Consider the following 18,331-nt stretch of genomic DNA (forward strand, 5'->3'; position numbering starts at 1 on the left):
GTGGTGTTGGGGATGAAACAATCATTTACACGCTTTTTTGGCCTCGGCGATAAGGGACAACCAGAGGTTGAACAAGAACTTGAAAAAGAGCTGATTACGGAAAAAAATGAAGAAATCAATAAAATACCAATTGACCATATAGTTCCAAACCGCTTTCAGCCGCGGACGGTTTTTGATGAAGAGAAAATTGAAGAATTAGCGCGGACCATTCATATTCATGGTATTATTCAACCTATTGTCGTAAGGGAATTTGCGGTTGGACAATATGAAATTATAGCAGGAGAACGCCGTTTTCGGGCGATGAAACAGCTGGGCTGGACCGAAGCACCGGCAATTATTAAAAATTTATCGGATACAGAAACGGCCTCTGTTGCATTAATCGAGAACCTGCAGCGGGAAGAGCTGTCCCCTATTGAAGAGGCGATGGCCTATGGAAAATTGCTGGAATTACACAACTTGACCCAGGAAGCCTTAGCACAACGCCTTGGAAAAGGGCAGTCAACGGTGGCTAACAAACTCCGTCTTCTTAAATTACCGCAGCAAATTCAAGAGGCATTATTATCGAAGATCATTACAGAACGACATGCCCGTGCATTGATCCCTCTAAAGGATCCTGAAAAACAAGTGGCACTATTAGCTGAAATTATCGAAAAGAATTTTAATGTTAAGCAAACCGAAGAACGTGTGGTTAAATTGCTCGAGCAAAAAAATGAAAAGCCTAAACCAAAACGGAAAGCTTTTAGTAAAGATATGAGAATTGCCGTCAATACAATTCGCCAATCCTTATCAATGGTAACGGACAGCGGAATTAACCTTGATGCTGAGGAAGAAGAGTTTGACGAATTCTACCAATTTACAATTCGTATTCCAAAGAAAAAATAATAGATAAATAGATAAATGAACCAGGCATATCAAATGCTTGGTTCTTTTTATTTGGAAGGTCTTTTTGTGAATGGAAATGTTTGGATACATGTTGTTTTCTATCCCCCCATCCAGCAATCTTTTAACCAGTAGACATTTGAATAATTTTAGAAAAAATCCAACAACCTATCTGTTTCATGCTAAAATAAAGGAATGGAATTTTTCTTTTAGCCATCCAGGTTAAATTAGCCAAATGAACAATATTTTTATAAAATTTAATAGAATAGCAGAATAAAACTTTGAGAGAATATAAGGGTAGGTGACATTGTGGGCAAAATTCTTGCAATCGCGAATCAAAAAGGCGGAGTCGGAAAAACGACTACCTCTGTCAACCTAGGTGCCTGCTTAGCATATATTGGAAAACGTGTCCTGCTAGTAGACACGGACCCGCAGGGAAACGCAACAAGCGGGATTGGTATTGAAAAGGCAGAAGTTGACCAATGTATATATGATGTTTTAGTAGATGATGTAGAAGCAAAGGATGTCATTAAATCTACATCAGTTGAAAATTTGTATGCCATCCCAGCTACTATTCAGCTGGCAGGTGCAGAAATTGAATTGGTACCGACCATTTCAAGAGAGGTTCGTTTGAAGCGTGCCCTAGCAGAAGTGAGAGATCAATTTGATTATATTATTATTGATTGTCCGCCATCGTTAGGTTTATTAACCCTTAATGCCTTAACAGCTTCTGATTCCGTGTTAATTCCTGTTCAATGTGAATATTATGCGTTGGAAGGATTGAGCCAATTATTAAGTACGGTTAGACTTGTTCAGAAGCATTTGAATCAGGAGTTGAAAATTGAAGGTGTTTTATTGACCATGCTTGATGCACGGACCAATCTGGGCATTCAAGTCATTGAAGAAGTGAAAAAATATTTTCAGGATAAAGTATATAAAACCATTATTCCAAGAAACGTACGTCTAAGTGAAGCTCCTAGTCATGGTGAACCGATTATTACCTATGATGCCAAATCCCGTGGTGCTGAGGTGTATTTAGATTTAGCAAAGGAAGTGGTCTCGAATGGCTAAAGGTTTAGGAAAAGGCCTTAATGCATTTTTTGCGGATGCTAGTAAAGAGGAAGTCGTTCTAGAAATCAAACTAAATGAATTACGTCCCAATCCATATCAGCCTCGTAAAACCTTCCAACAAGAGGCAATCGATGAATTAAAAGAGTCGATCATCGAGCATGGAATCTTGCAGCCGCTCGTGGTTAGAAAAAGTATTCGCGGCTACGAAATCGTAGTAGGTGAGCGGCGTTTCCGTGCAGCGAAAGAGGCAAAGCTTGAAACGGTTCCTGCGGTGGTCCGAACACTTTCGGAACAGCAAATGATGGAATTGGCCGTCCTTGAAAACCTGCAAAGGGAAGATTTAAATCCAATTGAAGAAGGACTAGCCTATCAATTGTTAATGGAAAAGTTAAAATTGACACAAGAAGAGGTAGCGAAGCGTCTAGGGAAAAGCCGTCCGCATATCGCCAACCATATCCGTCTTCTTTCCCTCCCTCAAAAGATTCAAGAATTAATCTCAGGTGGGAAAATATCGATGGGCCATGGCCGTGCCTTATTAGGACTGCGCCAAAAAGAAAAACTGCCAAGCTTGGTCGAAAAAGTAACCAAAGAAGCATTGAATGTTCGTCAGTTGGAAAAACTGATTCAACAAATAAATGAAGATGTTCCACGTGAAACGAAAAAGCCTGAACCGAAGAAAGATGTGTTTATCAAGGAACGGGAACATGTCCTGCGGGAACGGTTTGGAACGACGGTAAATATTAAGCAGAACAAGAATAAGGGTAAAATTGAAATTGAGTTCTTCTCTAACGAGGATTTGGAACGAATTTTAGAGATGCTCCATCAAGAGGATTCATCATTATAAACCATCAAACGGTGGTTTATTTTTTTTTACTTATATGATAGTTTAAAAGAAATATATTTCGAAGGTCGAAAAAAGGTGGATGTAAGATGTTTTTATTAGGAACACTGGTCAATGGGCTTTTAATAGTTGTTGGCACACTGCTTGGAAAGTTGTTAAACCGGATTCCTGAAGGAATGAAAGTCACGGTTATGTATGCCATTGGTTTATCTGTCATGGTGTTGGGCTTACAAATGGGGTTAAAGAGTGAAAATTTCCTCATTGTTATTATTAGCCTCGTTGTGGGAGCGGTTGCCGGTGAGGCCTTAAAACTGGAGGATAAATTAAATGATTTAGGATTATGGCTGGAGAAGAAAGTTGGCCCCTCCAATGGAAAAGGCAGTATCTCCGAAGGATTTGTTACGGCGACATTAATTTTTGTGATCGGTGCAATGGCGATTATTGGCGCACTTGACAGCGGCATCCGCGGTGATCATGATGTGTTGTACACGAAATCATTAATCGATGGATTTACGGCGTTAATTTTAACGACTACATTGGGAATTGGGGTTATTTTTTCAGCAATTCCGGTTGTCCTCTATGAAGGGGGCATTGCCCTATTTGCGACCCAGATTGACCGATTTGTCCCGCAGGCATTAATGGATCAGTTTATTGTCGAGATGACAGCAACAGGCGGAATCATGATTTTTGCGATTGGCTTAAATTTAACCGGAATAGTGAAAATTAAAGTAGCCAACCTCCTGCCTGGGATCGTCGTCACGGGGCTGATTGTATCGGTTCTTTATATTGTTCAATAAATTTAGCAAAAAGAGCATTCGGTTACACCCGTCTGCTCTTTTAATTTGTCTTTTCTTCTTCGAGCCAGTTTAAGTTTAATTCAGTCCAATTTTGCTTAGGGTAGAGCAGACTTGCTTGATAGATGGCATTGGCTATGGTTTTGGCCATTCTCATAACAAGATTTAAGCGAGTATTTTGTAAGACATAAAACTCCATAAACCCGCTGACATTGACGATGCCTGTGATATGTATATCACCGACCGCCGGCAGCTCCTTATTTACTCCTGCCCCGGGTTTGACAGGACCATTCCCCACTTGAATCACTCCGACATTTTTAACTCTTCCCAAACAAGCATCGATGCCAATGATATAGGGGTCAGTATGTTTTGCTTGGATTTCCTTTAATTTATCAGCCAAATTAACGGCATGAATCGGTTCATCTAACGTCCCGTACACATAGAATGCCCGCATATCCTTTTCTTCCAGTAATGTCCCAACAAGCGGCCCTAATGAATCTCCCGTAGAACGGTCCGTACCAATACAGACAAAGACAATCGGGCGGCTTGTTACCGTAGGAATATTCGTAAGCAGCTCTTCAGCGAGGTTTTCAGCAGCATGCAAATCATCATGGCTGATCCGCGCCTTGGCCCTCCTGTCAAAAAAACCGGATTTCAGATTCATTAAGTCACTCCCTAATCTTAAATAGTCTTACTATTATACGGAATTTTCAGTAAATCTATACATAAAGCGGGTAAAAAAGGAAAATTCATAATGCTATTAACTGCATAAAATAATTGCTAAAATAGAATTGGCAAAAAGGTTTTAGAGGATGGTGTCTACATGACTCTTACACAAAAGGGTATGCAAAAATTACTTGATAAATTTCAAAATGAGGATACGTGGCTGGCTCTAGGTGAGGGGCTCCTAAAAATAATTGCGATTTTAATTATTACCAATATCTTGATTCGTATTGGAAAATTAATGATCCATAATATTTTTAAAATTAGAAATCTCTCCCCGCTTAGTACTTCGGAACGGCGAGAGGAAACACTCTCTCGGCTGCTTGATAATGTCCTTTCCTATGTTGTTTATTTTATTGCCTTTATGATGATTCTTTCTGTGTTAGGAATTGATGTCAAAGCGCTAATTGCCGGAGCTGGAGTAGTTGGTTTAGCTGTAGGTTTTGGAGCACAAAGTTTAGTCAAAGATGTGATCAGCGGCTTTTTTATCATTTTCGAGGATCAATTTTCTGTTGGAGACCATGTTCGTATTGGTCAATTTGAAGGAAATGTTGAAGCGATAGGATTAAGAACGACAAAAGTTAAAAGTTGGACTGGGGAACTGCATATTTTACCAAATGGCAGTATTATTGAAGTAACCAACTTTTCCATTAATAATAGTATCGCCGTTGTAGATATTGCGATTGCCTATGGGGAGGACATCGCTAAGGCGGAAAAGGTCATTGAGGAAGCAATTCAATTTATGCCCGCTCAATATGAGGAGTTAGTTAAGCCCCCTGAGTTATTAGGAATTCAAACAATGGGAGCAACTGAGATTGTCTTACGCGTTGTCGCAGAAACGCTGCCAATGAAGCAGGCAGGTGTTTCTCGTATGATTCGCAGGGATATTAAGCTTCAATTAGACGAAAATGGCATTAAGGCTCCTGATCCAAAAGTGGTCATGTATGGCTCTGGACAACCTAAATAAGGAGAGGATATTGGATGGAAGAAAAGGAATTTGCCCTAAATGATGTAGTAGAGATGAAAAAACAGCATCCTTGTGGAACAAACCGCTGGAAAGTCATCCGCATGGGGATGGACGTTCGCATTAAATGTGAAGGCTGCGGTCATAGTGTCCTCATTCCGAGGCGGGAATTTTCAAGGAAAATGAAGAAAATTTTGGTGAAGCATGAGGAATAACCTTATGCTTTTTTTAAATGAAAAAATATATTATTCTTATAAGAAAAGTAGAAATAGAGTTTTTGTATATAGGGGTGGGAATAGTGGCACAAGTACGTCAAGCAGCATGTCCATTAAATTGCTGGGATAGCTGCGGATTTCATGTAACAGTCGAAAACGATCGCGTCACAAAAGTAGAAGGAGATCCCTCCCATCCAATCACCCAAGGAAAAATTTGTGGGCGGGGACGGATGCTTGAAACAAGGACAAATTCCGCGCAGCGGTTGCTGCATCCATTAAAAAAAATCAACGGCCAATTCGAGCAAATATCTTGGGAACAGGCGCTGAATGAGATAGCGGAAAAGCTCAGGGGCATAAAAGAAACATACGGGTCAACGGCCGTTTTACACAGCCATGACTATGCAAATAATGGATTATTAAAAAACCTCGATCAACGTTTCTTTAATTGCTACGGCGGTGTTACTGAACTCTACGGGTCTCTTTGCTGGGGGGCAGGCATCGAAGCGCAGCAATGGGACTTCGGGAATGCTTATAGCCATGGCCCTGATGATGTTTATAATAGTAAAAATATTATCGTCTGGGGGCGAAATGTTGCCCGGACAAACATGCACTTTTACGAAAAGCTGCTAGAGGCAAAAAAACGTGGTGCAAAATTGTTTGTTATTGATCCAATCTTTAACGCAACAGCTAAAATTGCTGATGAATATATCTCGATTAAACCTGGAATGGATGGATTATTAGCAGCAGGAATTATCAAAGAGCTGCTGCGCTTAAGGTTAGAGGACCGAAAGTTTATTGAGGAATCCTCCGTTGGTTTTGAGGATGTGGATCAACTTCTGGGCAGTGTTACTTTAGAGGAAATCAGTGAAATGACTGAAGTGCCTTGTGAAGTAATGACCCATTTAGCGCATGTCTATGCGGACAAACCTACTGCCACGTTCATGGGCCTTGGCATGCAGCGCTATCAAAATGGCGGGAATACAATTCGCCTGATAGATGCGCTTGTCGCATGTAGCGGAAATATTGGAATTGCGGGCGGGGGCGCAAATTATGCGAACCTTCAAGTGGGCCAGAGTTTTGTGTTTGAAGAGTTGACACTAGCAAATCGCAGGCAAAGCCGGCGTCAATTTTCGATCATGAAACAGGCCGAAGAAGTGCTGAAAGCAACAAATCCACAAATACAAATGATAGTTGTCACATGTGGGAATCCAGTCACACAGGTGCCTGACACCCAAGTGGTTGAAAAGGCCTTCTCATCTGTACCAACATTGGTGGTCATTGATCAATTCATGACAGATACCGCGCAGCTTGCTGATTATGTGTTACCGACCACGACTGCCTTTGAGGAAGAGGATATTTATTTTTCTTCGATGTATCATCATTATGTAAATTATGGTCCAAAGCTGGTATCCGCACCTGGCGAAGCCCAGCCTGACTTATGGATTTGGACGGAATTAGCGAAACGGCTTGGTTTTGGGGCTGATTTTGACTATACAAGAAAGCAATTCCTTCAAATGAGTTTTGAAAGATTGGAAAGAAAGGGTGTCTCCCTGGATACGTTAATGGAACAGCATACGCTGGAGTTACCGGTCACAGCGATCCCATGGCAGGACCGAAAGTTTACTACTCCTAGCGGCAAGTATGAATTTACCGCACGGAGGAACGGTCATGAACCATTAACCTTAGCTGTACCGGAGGAATCAAAGTGGAGGAATCCACAGTTAGCTGAAAAGTATCCATATAATTTACTGACGATCCATCCGATGCGTTCCAATCACTCGCAGAACTACCATCTATTAGGTGGAAATTTGAGGTTGAAGGTCGAAGTAGCTCAAAATATTGCAGATGACCTTGGTTTGCAAAAAGATGACATGGTAAGAGTATGGAATGACCGCGGCTCCGTTACAGGCTATCTTTCCATCCTGCCCACCTCCCACCCGAACACGATTAATATCGATGAGGGGATTTGGAAGCAGTTTGGTGGATCAGTAAATCACCTGACATCAAGCAGTGAATCCGATAATGGAATGGGAAGTACGTTATATGATTGCCTCGTTAATATCGAAAAAATAAACTAACTGCCGCCATCATGCGGCAGTTGTCTTTTTTTATATAAATCTCTATAATTGTGAAAGACTTGTCTTTTTATTATTGGAACTAATTTTATTAAAATAGATCATATTTTTTGAGGAGTGAAATAAATGGCATTAACAGCTGGTATCGTAGGATTACCGAACGTTGGTAAGTCTACTTTATTTAACGCAATTACCCAAGCAGGGGCAGAATCAGCCAATTACCCTTTCTGTACGATAGACCCAAACGTTGGAATCGTTGAGGTACCTGATCACCGTCTCCAAAAATTAACAGAACTGGTCCAACCAAAAAAGACCGTACCAACCGCTTTTGAATTTACCGACATTGCAGGGATTGTTAAAGGAGCAAGCAAAGGGGAAGGTCTAGGGAATAAATTCCTCTCACATATCCGCCAAGTTGACGCGATTTGCCAAGTCGTTCGCTGTTTTGCTGACGAAAACATTACCCATGTATCAGGTAAAGTGGATCCAATCGATGATATTGAGGTCATCAACTTAGAGCTAATTCTTGCCGACATGGAATCAGTAGAAAAGCGGATTAGCCGTGTTGAAAAATTAGCTAAGCAAAAGGATAAGGAAGCGGCGGCTGAATTCGAAGTGCTTGCGATGCTGCGTGATGCTTTTGAAGCAGAAAAGCCTGCTCGAACGGTTGATTTTACCGATGAGCAAATGAAACTTGTCAAAGGACTTCACCTATTAACGATTAAGCCTGTCCTTTATGTGGCCAATGTAAGTGAAGATGATATTGCTGATCCATCTGACAATGAATATGTTCAAAGGGTACGCGAATTTGCAGCGGCTGATAACGCCGAAGTTATCGTGGTTTGTGCAAAAATTGAAGAGGAAATTGCTGAACTTGAGGGTGAAGAAAAGCAAATGTTCCTGTCTGAGCTAGGAATTGAAGAATCTGGTCTTGATCAGTTAATCCGTGCTGCTTATCATTTACTTGGATTAGCGACTTATTTTACCGCAGGTGTTCAAGAAGTACGCGCCTGGACATTCAGAAAAGGAATGAAAGCTCCGCAATGTGCAGGAGTCATTCACTCTGATTTCGAACGCGGCTTCATCCGTGCCGAAACCGTTTCATTTGATGATCTATTAGCTGCCGGCAGTCATACAGCTGCCAAAGAAGCCGGCAAGGTCCGCCTCGAAGGAAAAGAATACGAAGTAAAAGACGGCGACGTCATCCACTTCCGTTTTAACGTATAATAGCTCAAGCTCTGCAAATTTTGCAGAGCTTTTATTTTGCAGTGGTAAGTAAAGGAGACAGGGTGATTTGGCACCATGTTGATTGGAGCGGAAGGTGCGAGACTCCTGCGGGAGTACGGGCCTGGGGAGACCCCACAGGCGCTTAAGCGCCGAGGAGGCTCCCCGGAACGCCCGCGAACCGCTCGCACCTGGAGCGGAAATTAACATGCAATATTAACAGCTCAAAACTGGAAATAACTCATTTCTGTGAATGACATTGCAATTAATTTATTTGTATGCTATAATTTCAACTTGTGAGTAATTAATAATTGCTCCTTGCCCAAATGGGCCGTTTAGACCAAAAGGAGGTGACTGTGATGAATAAGTACGAAATCATGTACATCATCCGCCCAAATATTGAAGATGAAGCTAAAAAGGCTCTTGTCGAGCGTTTTAATACAATTCTTCTTGAAAACGGTGCGGAAACTGCTGAAACAAAGGATTGGGGTAAGCGTCGTTTAGCATATGAAATCAACGATTTCCGCGACGGATACTACGAAATCACTAAAACAACATCTTCAGCTGCTGCAGTACAAGAATTTTCTCGTCTTGCAAAAATCAGCGAAGATATCATTCGCCACTTAGTAATTAGAGAAGACGCTTAATATAGATCTTGGTAGAAATGTTTCACGTGGAACATTTTTCCAAATAAAAAGGAGTTGATTCTGATGATGAATCGTGTCGTACTTGTTGGCCGTTTAACAAAAGATCCTGATTTGCGTTATACACCAAATGGGGTCCCTGTTGCTACCTTTACTTTGGCAGTTAACCGTACATTTTCTAATCAGCAAGGAGAACGTGAAGCAGACTTTATTAACTGTGTTGTTTGGCGTAAACCAGCTGAAAATGTGGCGAACTTCTTGAAAAAAGGAAGCCTCGCAGGTGTGGATGGCCGAATTCAAACCCGCAACTATGAAGGACAAGATGGTAAACGTGTCTATGTTACAGAGGTACAAGCTGAAAGTGTTCAGTTCTTAGAACCTAGAAACGCATCTGGCGGCGGTGGCGGAAGAAGCGATTACGACCAATTCGGTGCTCCTCCTAGGGAACCACAAGGTAATCCTTATGGCGGTGGCAATCAGAATCAGCGTCAAAACCAAAACACGAATAAAGGTTATACAAGAATGGACGAGGATCCGTTTGCTGGTAATGGTCAAATTGATATTTCCGATGACGACCTTCCATTCTAACCAACCTTAATTGAACGATAATATCAATAATGAAAAAGGAGGGAATTTTCATGGCAGGAGGACGTAAAGGCGGTCGCGCAAAACGTCGTAAAGTGTGCTACTTTACATCAAATGGTATCACTAAAATCGACTATAAAGATGTAGATCTACTTAAGAAATTTATCTCTGAGCGTGGAAAGATTTTACCACGTCGTGTAACTGGTACTAGCGCTAAATACCAACGTAAATTAACAGTTGCAATCAAACGTTCACGTCAAATGGCATTACTTCCATTTGTTGCAGGTGAATAATAAATAGATGGAAAAGGCAGTAAGGGTTCTCCCTGCTGCCTTTTTCTTATACTCGTAAACTTGTGTCGAAATGATTATCTCGGGTAAAATAAAGATTAGTGTTGTAATTGTTTAGGGGTGAAAGTGTGAAAGATGTACGCAAGTTAACGGAGGGTGCAATCCTTTTGGCGGCTTTTGCTGCACTGCTATTAATAAGCATCTACGTTCCCGTTGTCGGGGCAATTGTAAACTTGGTATTACCGCTGCCGTTTATTATCTTTGCTTTTAAAAATAATCTGAAACTGATTGCCGCTTTCGTGGCAGCAGCCATTTTTATTTCATTCATTGCCGGCTCGTTGATGGGGTTAGGTTTTATGCTTATTTATGGATTGGCTGGTGTGTTGATCGGTTATTTGCTTCAAAAGGGCAAGAGTCGGACGTTCATACTGATTGCTAGTTCGCTCACGATTTTGGTTGGCTTAATAAGTATGTATGCCGTCGTTGTTTCCTTTATGAAAATAGATATTATCCATGAACTAACAGTGGTCATAAATGAATCAGTTAAAAACTCTGAGGAAATGCTGAAAGCGATGGGAAGAGAAAGTGAAATTGCACAGCTTAAAGAGAAAAATGCCCTCATGCTTAAGCAAATTAGCTTACTGTTACCAAGTGCTCTTATTTTTTCCTCCATTATGTTTACATTTATTATTCAGTGGGTTTGCTTTCCAATTGCTAAGCGATTTGGTGTCAATGTTCAGCCTTGGGGTCATTTTCGTAATCTAGCCCTTCCTAAAAGTCTGTTGTGGTATTATTTAATTGCCTTGGGGGCAATGCTCTTATTTCATCCAGAAGAAGGAACCTACATATATTCTGTTTTAATCAATGCAAGATCCGTATTAGAGACGTTTATCCTCTTGCAGGGAGTGGCGCTTTTATTTTTTCTTTTCCACCAAAGGTCCATTGCGAAGGGACTTGGCGTGTTTGTAGTAATTCTTACTTTCATGATTCCGTTGGTCCGTTATATAATAATGTTATTAGGCATTACTGATTTAGGCTTTAACTTTCGGAAGCAATTTGAAAAGAAAGAGTAGATTCACGACTAGGAGCTGAAAATTTTGCCTGCATTTTTAGAAAAGCGGTCCATTCGTTACCCTTTTTATGGGTTAATTGCTGTCACAGTGGTACTGCTCATTATCCTGTATTTATATAACAGGATATTAAGTGTAGCAGGGCTGTTATTAATGTTTTTCCCCATTTACTATATGTTTGTAGTCGATCGGCGCCAACGAAAAGAAATGGAAGAGTATATCTCAACCCTTTCCTACCGCGTAAAACGAGTTGGTGAAGAAGCGCTAATGGAAATGCCCATCGGGATTATGCTCATTAATGATGAGTATTATATTGAGTGGACTAATCCATTCTTAGCCTCTTGTTTTGATCAGGATACCTTGGTGGGAAGATCACTGTATGATGTCGCAGATACCCTGATACCGCTAATTAAACAGGAAGTAGAAACAGAAATTATTACCCTTCATGAACGGAAATTCCGCGTCATCCATAGACGTGAGGAACGTCTCTTATACTTTTTCGATGTAACGGAACAAAAAGAAATCGAGAAAATGTATCACAATGACAGGACCGTTATTTCCATTATCTTTTTAGATAATTATGATGATCTCACCCAGGGAATGGATGACCAAATGCGTGGCAGCATCAATAATCTGGTGACGTCTATCCTCAATAAATGGGCGCAGGATAATGGGATCTTTTTAAAAAGAATTTCCTCTGAACGATTTATTGGCGTGTTCAGTGAAGGAATTCTTCAAAAGCTGGAAAAAGGGAAATTTACTATTCTTGATGATGTCAGAGAAATGACATCCAAGCAAAATGTATCCTTTACCTTAAGTATTGGTGTCGGAACGGGAGTAACTTCCCTGCCAGAATTAGGCGGGTTAGCCCAATCAAGCTTGGACTTGGCCTTAGGCAGAGGCGGCGACCAAGTAGCGATTAAATTGCCAAGCGGCAAGGTGAAGTTTTATGGCGGTAAAACCAATCCAATCGAAAAGCGCACGAGAGTCAGAGCACGAGTGATTTCACATGCGTTAAGGGATTTAATTATCGCTAGTGATAAAGTAATCATCATGGGTCATAAAAATCCGGACATGGATTCGATTGGTGCCAGCATTGGCATCTATAAAGTCGCGCAAATGAATCAGAAAGATGCCTATATCGTTGTCAACACTCAGGACATGGAAAGTGGAGTGAAACGGTTAATGGCCGAAATACGACAGCAAGAGCAGTTGTTTGCCCACTTTATTGGATCAGAAGAGGCACTGGAAATTGCTATGGATAAGACCTTACTTGTTGTCGTGGATACACATAAACCGTCCATGGTCATTGAAGAACGGCTTCTCAATAAAATTGACAATAAGGTTGTCATTGATCATCATCGCCGCGGCGAAGAGTTTATTGCCAATCCTCTCCTTGTTTATATGGAGCCCTATGCCTCATCGACATCAGAACTAGTGACAGAATTCCTTGAATATCAGCCAAAACGAGGTAAAATTGAAATGATTGAAGCGACAGCCCTCTTAGCGGGAATCATCGTGGATACCAAAAGCTTTTCCCTCAGAACAGGCTCCAGGACGTTTGATGCGGCCTCCTATCTACGAGCACATGGAGCAGATACCATCCTCGTTCAAAAGTTTTTGAAGGAAGATGTGGATACATATATTAAGAGGTCCAAGTTAATTGAGTCTGTTACTTTTTACCGCGAAGGGGTTGCGATTGCGAAAGGCAAAGAAAATGAGTTCAATGATCAAGTGATCATTGCCCAAGCGGCAGACACTTTATTAACAATGGATGGTGTGACAGCCTCCTTTGTTATTTCAGAGCGCAGTGAAGGCGTGATTGGGATTAGTGCAAGATCACTTGGAAGCATCAATGTCCAAGTCATCATGGAAAGTCTAAAAGGCGGCGGACACCTGACGAACGCAGCCACACAACTGACTGGTTTATCAATTGCAGAAACCGAAAATCAATTAAAGCTAGCAATAGATGATTATTTTGAAGGAGTGAAAAAGGAATGAAAGTAATTTTCTTAAAAGACGTAAAGGGTAAAGGGAAAAAAGGTGAAGTGAAGAATGTAGCCGACGGTTATGCTCATAATTTCCTTCTTAAACAAGGTTTAGCAAAGGAAGCGAATAATGCCAATATCAGTACGCTTGATGCTCAAAAAAAGAAGGAAGCAAAGCTAGCGGAGGAAGAATTAGCGGAAGCAAAAAAATTAAAAGAAGTATTGGACCAAATCACGGTTCAATTAACTGCTAAAGCAGGTGAAGGCGGCCGTTTATTTGGCTCTATTACAACAAAGCAAATTGCAGAAGAATTACAAAAGAAGCATGGGATCAAAATCGATAAACGTAAGATGGAATTAGCAGATGCTATTCGCACGCTTGGCCACACAAAGGTTCCAGTAAAACTTCATCATGATGTGGTTGCGACATTAACCGTTTCTGTGACAGAAGTAAAATAAAAATTTTCCCAGTACGAAATGGTTCTGGAACATGATAGAATAGAAAAGTACTCAACACGATGTGATCGGTTTTAACTGGTCACTTTTTTCTTTTGTTTATAGAGATATGATAGTTTCTGATAATAATAAATCATCCTCTTCATGATAGGAGGTTTTTGATATATGAATGACTTATATGCAGATCGCATGCCACCACAAAATATTGAGGCCGAGCAGGCTGTTTTAGGGGCTATTTTCTTAGAGCCTTCCTCTCTCGTACTAGCTTCTGAAATTTTAATTCCTGAGGATTTTTATCGTGCCGCCCACCAAAAAATATTTAACGTGATGCTTACTCTCAATGATCAAGGGAAAGCAGTTGACCTTGTAACGGTAACAGAGGAACTTGCAGCTGCCAAACTGATTGAAGATACAGGCGGGGTTAGTTATTTAGGGGAATTGGCCGCCTCCGTTCCGACGGCAGCTAATATTGAATATTATGCGAGAATAGTAGAAGAGAAATCATTACTTAGAAGATTAATTCGCACGGCTACAAATATTGCATCTGACGGATATTCCCGTGAGGATGAGGTTGAGGCGCTTTTAAGTGAAGCTGAAAAAAATATTATGGCCGTGGCGCAGCGAAAGAATGCTGGTGCATTCCATAATATTAAAGATGTGCTGGTTCGGACGTATGACAATATTGAGGAAATGCACAACCGCGTCGGAGACATTACCGGGATTTCCACTGGTTTTGCTGAACTAGATCGAATGACAGCTGGATTCCAGCGAAATGATTTAATCATTGTTGGAGCCCGTCCTTCCGTGGGTAAAACGGCTTTCGCCTTAAACATCGCTGCCAACGTAGCAACAAAAACGGGTGAAAATGTTGCGATTTTCAGTCTGGAGATGGGTGCCGAACAGCTGGTTATGCGTATGCTTTGTTCGGAAGGAAATATTGACGCCCAGCGGCTTCGTACCGGTTCCCTTACAGACGAAGATTGGGGCAAGCTGACGATGGCGATGGGAAGTCTTTCGAATTCAGGAATTTTTATTGATGATACTCCAGGGGTCCGCATCAGTGATATCCGTTCGAAATGCCGTCGTTTGCAGCAAGAGCATGGTTTAGGGATGATCCTAATCGATTACTTGCAGTTGATTTTAGGAAGCGGCCGTTCGGGTGAAAACCGTCAACAGGAAGTTTCCGAGATCTCTCGTTCCTTAAAGCAGTTAGCCCGTGAGCTGAAAGTTCCGGTTATCGCCCTTTCTCAGCTGTCCCGTGGTGTGGAACAGCGTCAAGATAAGCGTCCGATGATGTCCGATATTCGTGAATCAGGTTCTATTGAGCAGGATGCCGATATCGTAGCGTTCTTGTATCGTGATGACTACTATGACAAGGAATCAGAGAATAAGAACATTATCGAAATCATTATTGCGAAGCAGCGTAATGGTCCAACGGGAACGGTATCGTTGGCGTTTGTAAAAGAATACAATAAGTTCGTCAACCTCGAGACACGGTATGATGATGCTCCAGGAGCGTAGTGGCTAGCCAAATTAGTTTGGCTAGCCTTTTTTTGTTTGCGTTGGGTGGGTGATGGGTTGTGCTCAGGAGGCCTAATTGTGCCCGACGGGTTTGAAAAAGAGCTACAATGGTAACGAATAGAGTCTAATCGTGCCCGTCGGAGAGCAAAAAGAAGGTCAACGGTAACGAATAGGGTCTAATCGTGCCCATCGGAGAAGAAAAAGAAAGTCAACGGTAACAAATAGGGCCTAATCGTTCCCGTCCCAGGTGTAAAAACGAGTCAACGGTGATGAATAGTAAAAAAGGTTGGATAATTAAGATTTACTATAATAAGAAGACCTGCCATTACTATGTAGTTTATAATGCTTCCCCAGTATCCTCCTAATAGTCTTCTCCGATTTCACAATCTCACACCAGTCACGAACAATCTTTGTGGTAATCTTGTAACCAGGAAAAAGAAGCACCAATTCTGTGACACTCCTTAACACCGCTGACTCCACCTCCTCTTTGCAGCCGCAATTTCCACACACCAAACTTGAACCGTGAATTTCAGAAAAAAAGGAGTAACACTTTGGACAAAGGATTCCTTTTTTCAGATCCTCATATTGGTAGGCTGGTAAGTTCGGATAAGGTGACTCTACCATATGGAGAGCAACTAATTGTTCAGCTAACTTGTAGTGTCCTTTATTCAGTTTTACAGATCTTGCATTGAGCTTTTTCAAAAAACGGTTCAATTGTGAGTGGAAAACAAGAGATGGATTAATAGTGGTTATATATAAATGAAATTCGGAGTTAATGAAGATTAGATAGGGCTCAAATGGGTAATGATAGCCAAGATCACGGAGTAAGGAACGAAGTAAGACGACACAACGATCCTGTTGGTGTACAGGATTCTTCATATCTTTTTTAGCACTCGTATACCATTTTTCGGCTTCGACAAAGTAGTCGCCTTCAAAATTTTTGATATCCAAAGGGTAAATTTTATCGTGGGATATAAGTAATGTATCAATTTGGAATTTTGAATTGTTATATTCCAGTAATAAATCATGGATGACGAGCCACTCCTCTGAGAGCCCCTCCAACCACAGATCACTCTTTTGCTCACCTTCTAATCCCTTTCTGAGTCTTGTATAGTTACTAACATCCTTATCGGATAAACGCATTCGGGCATTTAATGATCGCAACAGAGTAATTTCCAACAATTCCAGACGAGATTTAAATAGCATATTCCACATCCTTTTCATTATTTTAGTAAAACTATAATTCTATTTTATGGAAAAACTATAAAACTAACAAGGTAGATTCGTAAATTAATATTTTACGAACGTAATATAACTTTTTAATAAAAATGTTCGTGTTTGGTTTGCTTTTAGTAATAAAAATTGGTAAAATGGTCTATGGAAAATAGTAAAGCGTATTTAATTTGGAGGTGCCTTATATGTCATCAGTAGTAGTTGTTGGAACTCAATGGGGAGATGAAGGTAAGGGGAAAATCACAGATTTCCTTTCTGAAAATGCCGAAGCAATCGCCCGTTATCAGGGAGGAAATAATGCAGGCCATACCATAAAGTTCAACGGAGAAACGTACAAATTGCACCTAATTCCATCTGGAATTTTTTATAAAGAAAAAATTTGTGTCATCGGAAATGGAATGGTTGTTGATCCTAAAGCACTTGTTGCAGAACTTGCTTATTTACATGAAAAAGGGATTACAACCGATAATCTTCGTATTAGTAATCGCGCTCATGTCATTCTTCCATATCACCTAAAACTTGATGCTGTTGAAGAAGAAAGTAAGGGTGCGAATAAAATTGGTACAACCAAAAAAGGAATTGGACCAGCTTACATGGATAAAGCAGCGCGCGTAGGCATTCGAATTGCTGACCTGCTTGAACGCGATGTGTTTGAAGAAAAGCTGGAACGTAATTTGGAAGAGAAAAATCGTTTGTTTGAACGTATTTATGAAACAACAGGATTTACGAAAGAAGAAATCCTTGACGAATATTATGAATATGGTCAACAAGTAAAACAGTATGTTTGTGATACATCCGTGGTCTTGAATGATGCACTGGATGAAGGCAAACGAGTTCTTTTTGAAGGGGCTCAAGGGGTTATGCTGGATATTGACCAGGGTACCTACCCATTTGTAACCTCATCTAATCCGGTAGCCGGCGGTGTTACAATTGGTTCAGGAGTGGGTCCATCTAAGATTACCCATGTAGTTGGAGTGTGCAAGGCTTACACTTCTCGTGTAGGTGACGGTCCATTCCCTACAGAATTAAATGATGAAATTGGTCATCAAATCCGTGAAGTTGGACGTGAATATGGAACAACAACGGGCCGCCCTCGCCGCGTTGGCTGGTTTGACAGTGTCGTTGTGCGCCATGCCCGCCGTGTGAGCGGATTAACCGACTTATCACTTAATTCCATTGATGTTTTAACTGGAATTGAAACATTAAAGATCTGTACTGCGTATAGCTACAATGGTGAGCTTATTACGGAATACCCAGCAAGCTTGAAGATATTAGCACAGTGTGAGCCTGTTTATGAAGAGCTTCCAGGCTGGACAGAGGATATTACAGGCGTTAAAACTTTAGACGAGCTGCCTGTAAATGCCCGTCATTATGTAGAACGAGTGACCCAGTTAACTGGAATTCCATTAACAACGTTCTCAGTCGGACCAGATCGTAATCAAACAAATGTAGTTCGCAGCCCTTGGAGACAAATATAAAAGAGGAAGCGCCTGTTCAGGGACGACAGGCATAAGACTAGCCGGCTGAAGGGTGCTTTTTAACCTTCAGGTCGGAATGGCTTATGACCCCGAGTCCCTAGGCGCTGTAGCTAGACAAATATAATTTTGAACATACCGAATGAAGCCCTCATTTTGAGGGCTTCAAACTTTTTATAAAAGTTTTTTGAAAAAAGTATTGCCTTTAGTCCAAAGTCCGTGCTATTATAAAAAGCGTCGTCACGATACGACAAATTAAAACAAGTACGAGCCATTAGCTCAG

The 18,331-nt window shown here is 41.1% G+C and carries 18 protein-coding genes; 16 read left to right on the top strand and 2 right to left on the bottom strand.

The genetic code is table 11. The features are described from left to right. Window positions 1-12: 12 nt before the first annotated feature. The 4 genes from noc (at window position 13) to COJ96_RS28090 (ending at window position 3,588) form a co-directional block, all read left to right on the top strand. Window positions 13-882, top strand: coding sequence for a nucleoid occlusion protein (gene noc, locus COJ96_RS28075; protein WP_098577036.1), 870 nt, complete (start codon window positions 13-15; stop codon window positions 880-882). 306 nt (window positions 883-1,188) lie between these two features. Continuing rightward, window positions 1,189-1,950, top strand: a complete 762-nt coding sequence (locus COJ96_RS28080; RefSeq protein ID WP_098577039.1) for a ParA family protein — start codon at window positions 1,189-1,191, stop codon at window positions 1,948-1,950. After that, window positions 1,943-2,794, top strand: a complete 852-nt coding sequence (locus COJ96_RS28085) for a ParB/RepB/Spo0J family partition protein (RefSeq protein WP_098577041.1) — start codon at window positions 1,943-1,945, stop codon at window positions 2,792-2,794. The genes COJ96_RS28080 and COJ96_RS28085 overlap by 8 nt, the downstream gene beginning before the upstream one ends. An 86-nt stretch (window positions 2,795-2,880) precedes the next feature. Then, window positions 2,881-3,588, top strand: coding sequence for a DUF554 domain-containing protein (locus tag COJ96_RS28090; RefSeq protein ID WP_098577043.1), 708 nt, complete (start codon window positions 2,881-2,883; stop codon window positions 3,586-3,588). 40 nt (window positions 3,589-3,628) lie between these two features. Here COJ96_RS28090 and yyaC read toward each other — a convergent pair whose 3' ends face one another. After that, on the bottom strand, window positions 3,629-4,249 hold the full coding sequence (yyaC, locus tag COJ96_RS28095; protein ID WP_098577046.1) for a spore protease YyaC: 621 nt from the start codon (window positions 4,247-4,249) through the stop codon (window positions 3,629-3,631). 159 nt (window positions 4,250-4,408) lie between these two features. On the opposite strand from yyaC, the gene COJ96_RS28100 reads away from it, so the two are divergent. The 11 genes from COJ96_RS28100 to dnaB all read left to right on the top strand — a co-directional run bounded on the left by COJ96_RS28100 (window position 4,409) and on the right by dnaB (window position 15,340). Further along, window positions 4,409-5,275: a mechanosensitive ion channel family protein gene (locus COJ96_RS28100; RefSeq protein ID WP_098577049.1), complete on the top strand. Its 867-nt coding sequence runs from the start codon at window positions 4,409-4,411 to the stop codon at window positions 5,273-5,275. A 14-nt stretch (window positions 5,276-5,289) separates the two neighbouring features. Continuing rightward, window positions 5,290-5,487, top strand: a complete 198-nt coding sequence (locus COJ96_RS28105; RefSeq protein ID WP_026568062.1) for a DUF951 domain-containing protein — start codon at window positions 5,290-5,292, stop codon at window positions 5,485-5,487. A gap of 83 nt (window positions 5,488-5,570) precedes the next feature. Next, window positions 5,571-7,565, top strand: coding sequence for a molybdopterin-dependent oxidoreductase (locus COJ96_RS28110; protein WP_098577052.1), 1,995 nt, complete (start codon window positions 5,571-5,573; stop codon window positions 7,563-7,565). A gap of 123 nt (window positions 7,566-7,688) precedes the next feature. After that, on the top strand, window positions 7,689-8,789 hold the full coding sequence (gene ychF, locus COJ96_RS28115) for a redox-regulated ATPase YchF (RefSeq protein WP_098577055.1): 1,101 nt from the start codon (window positions 7,689-7,691) through the stop codon (window positions 8,787-8,789). Window positions 8,790-9,145: 356 nt separating this feature from the next. Continuing rightward, entirely contained in the window at window positions 9,146-9,433 is a 288-nt protein-coding gene (gene rpsF / locus COJ96_RS28120; protein ID WP_026568065.1) for a 30S ribosomal protein S6, read from the top strand. Window positions 9,434-9,496: 63 nt separating this feature from the next. Next, window positions 9,497-10,018 (top strand): single-stranded DNA-binding protein, encoded by a 522-nt coding sequence (gene ssb / locus COJ96_RS28125; RefSeq protein WP_098577058.1) that lies wholly within the window; start codon window positions 9,497-9,499, stop codon window positions 10,016-10,018. Window positions 10,019-10,068: 50 nt separating this feature from the next. Then, window positions 10,069-10,308 (top strand): 30S ribosomal protein S18, encoded by a 240-nt coding sequence (rpsR, locus tag COJ96_RS28130; RefSeq protein WP_098577061.1) that lies wholly within the window; start codon window positions 10,069-10,071, stop codon window positions 10,306-10,308. A gap of 125 nt (window positions 10,309-10,433) precedes the next feature. Further along, a complete protein-coding gene (locus COJ96_RS28135; RefSeq protein WP_098577064.1) occupies window positions 10,434-11,378 on the top strand; it encodes a YybS family protein in 945 nt (314 codons plus the stop codon). 24 nt (window positions 11,379-11,402) lie between these two features. Next, window positions 11,403-13,376 carry a DHH family phosphoesterase gene (locus COJ96_RS28140; RefSeq protein ID WP_098577067.1) on the top strand — a complete coding sequence of 658 codons (1,974 nt, stop codon included), beginning with the start codon at window positions 11,403-11,405 and terminating at the stop codon, window positions 13,374-13,376. Further along, window positions 13,373-13,822, top strand: a complete 450-nt coding sequence (gene rplI, locus COJ96_RS28145; RefSeq protein ID WP_098577069.1) for a 50S ribosomal protein L9 — start codon at window positions 13,373-13,375, stop codon at window positions 13,820-13,822. Before COJ96_RS28140 ends, rplI begins: the two co-directional genes overlap by 4 nt. 162 nt (window positions 13,823-13,984) lie before the next feature. Continuing rightward, window positions 13,985-15,340 (top strand): replicative DNA helicase, encoded by a 1,356-nt coding sequence (dnaB, locus tag COJ96_RS28150; protein WP_098577072.1) that lies wholly within the window; start codon window positions 13,985-13,987, stop codon window positions 15,338-15,340. A 294-nt stretch (window positions 15,341-15,634) separates the two neighbouring features. Here the strand turns inward: dnaB and COJ96_RS28155 are convergent, their stop codons facing one another. Next, the gene (locus COJ96_RS28155) at window positions 15,635-16,546 is read right to left on the bottom strand and encodes a nuclease-related domain-containing protein (protein ID WP_180230288.1); all 912 of its coding nucleotides are present in this window, start codon (window positions 16,544-16,546) and stop codon (window positions 15,635-15,637) included. 212 nt (window positions 16,547-16,758) lie between these two features. Between COJ96_RS28155 and COJ96_RS28160 the strand changes: the two genes are divergently transcribed. Continuing rightward, the gene (locus COJ96_RS28160; protein WP_098577078.1) at window positions 16,759-18,051 is read left to right on the top strand and encodes an adenylosuccinate synthase; all 1,293 of its coding nucleotides are present in this window, start codon (window positions 16,759-16,761) and stop codon (window positions 18,049-18,051) included. Window positions 18,052-18,331: the final 280 nt, after the last annotated feature.

The organism is Bacillus sp. AFS073361 (genome assembly GCF_002567005.1).
Lineage (GTDB): Bacteria > Bacillota > Bacilli > Bacillales > Cytobacillaceae > Neobacillus.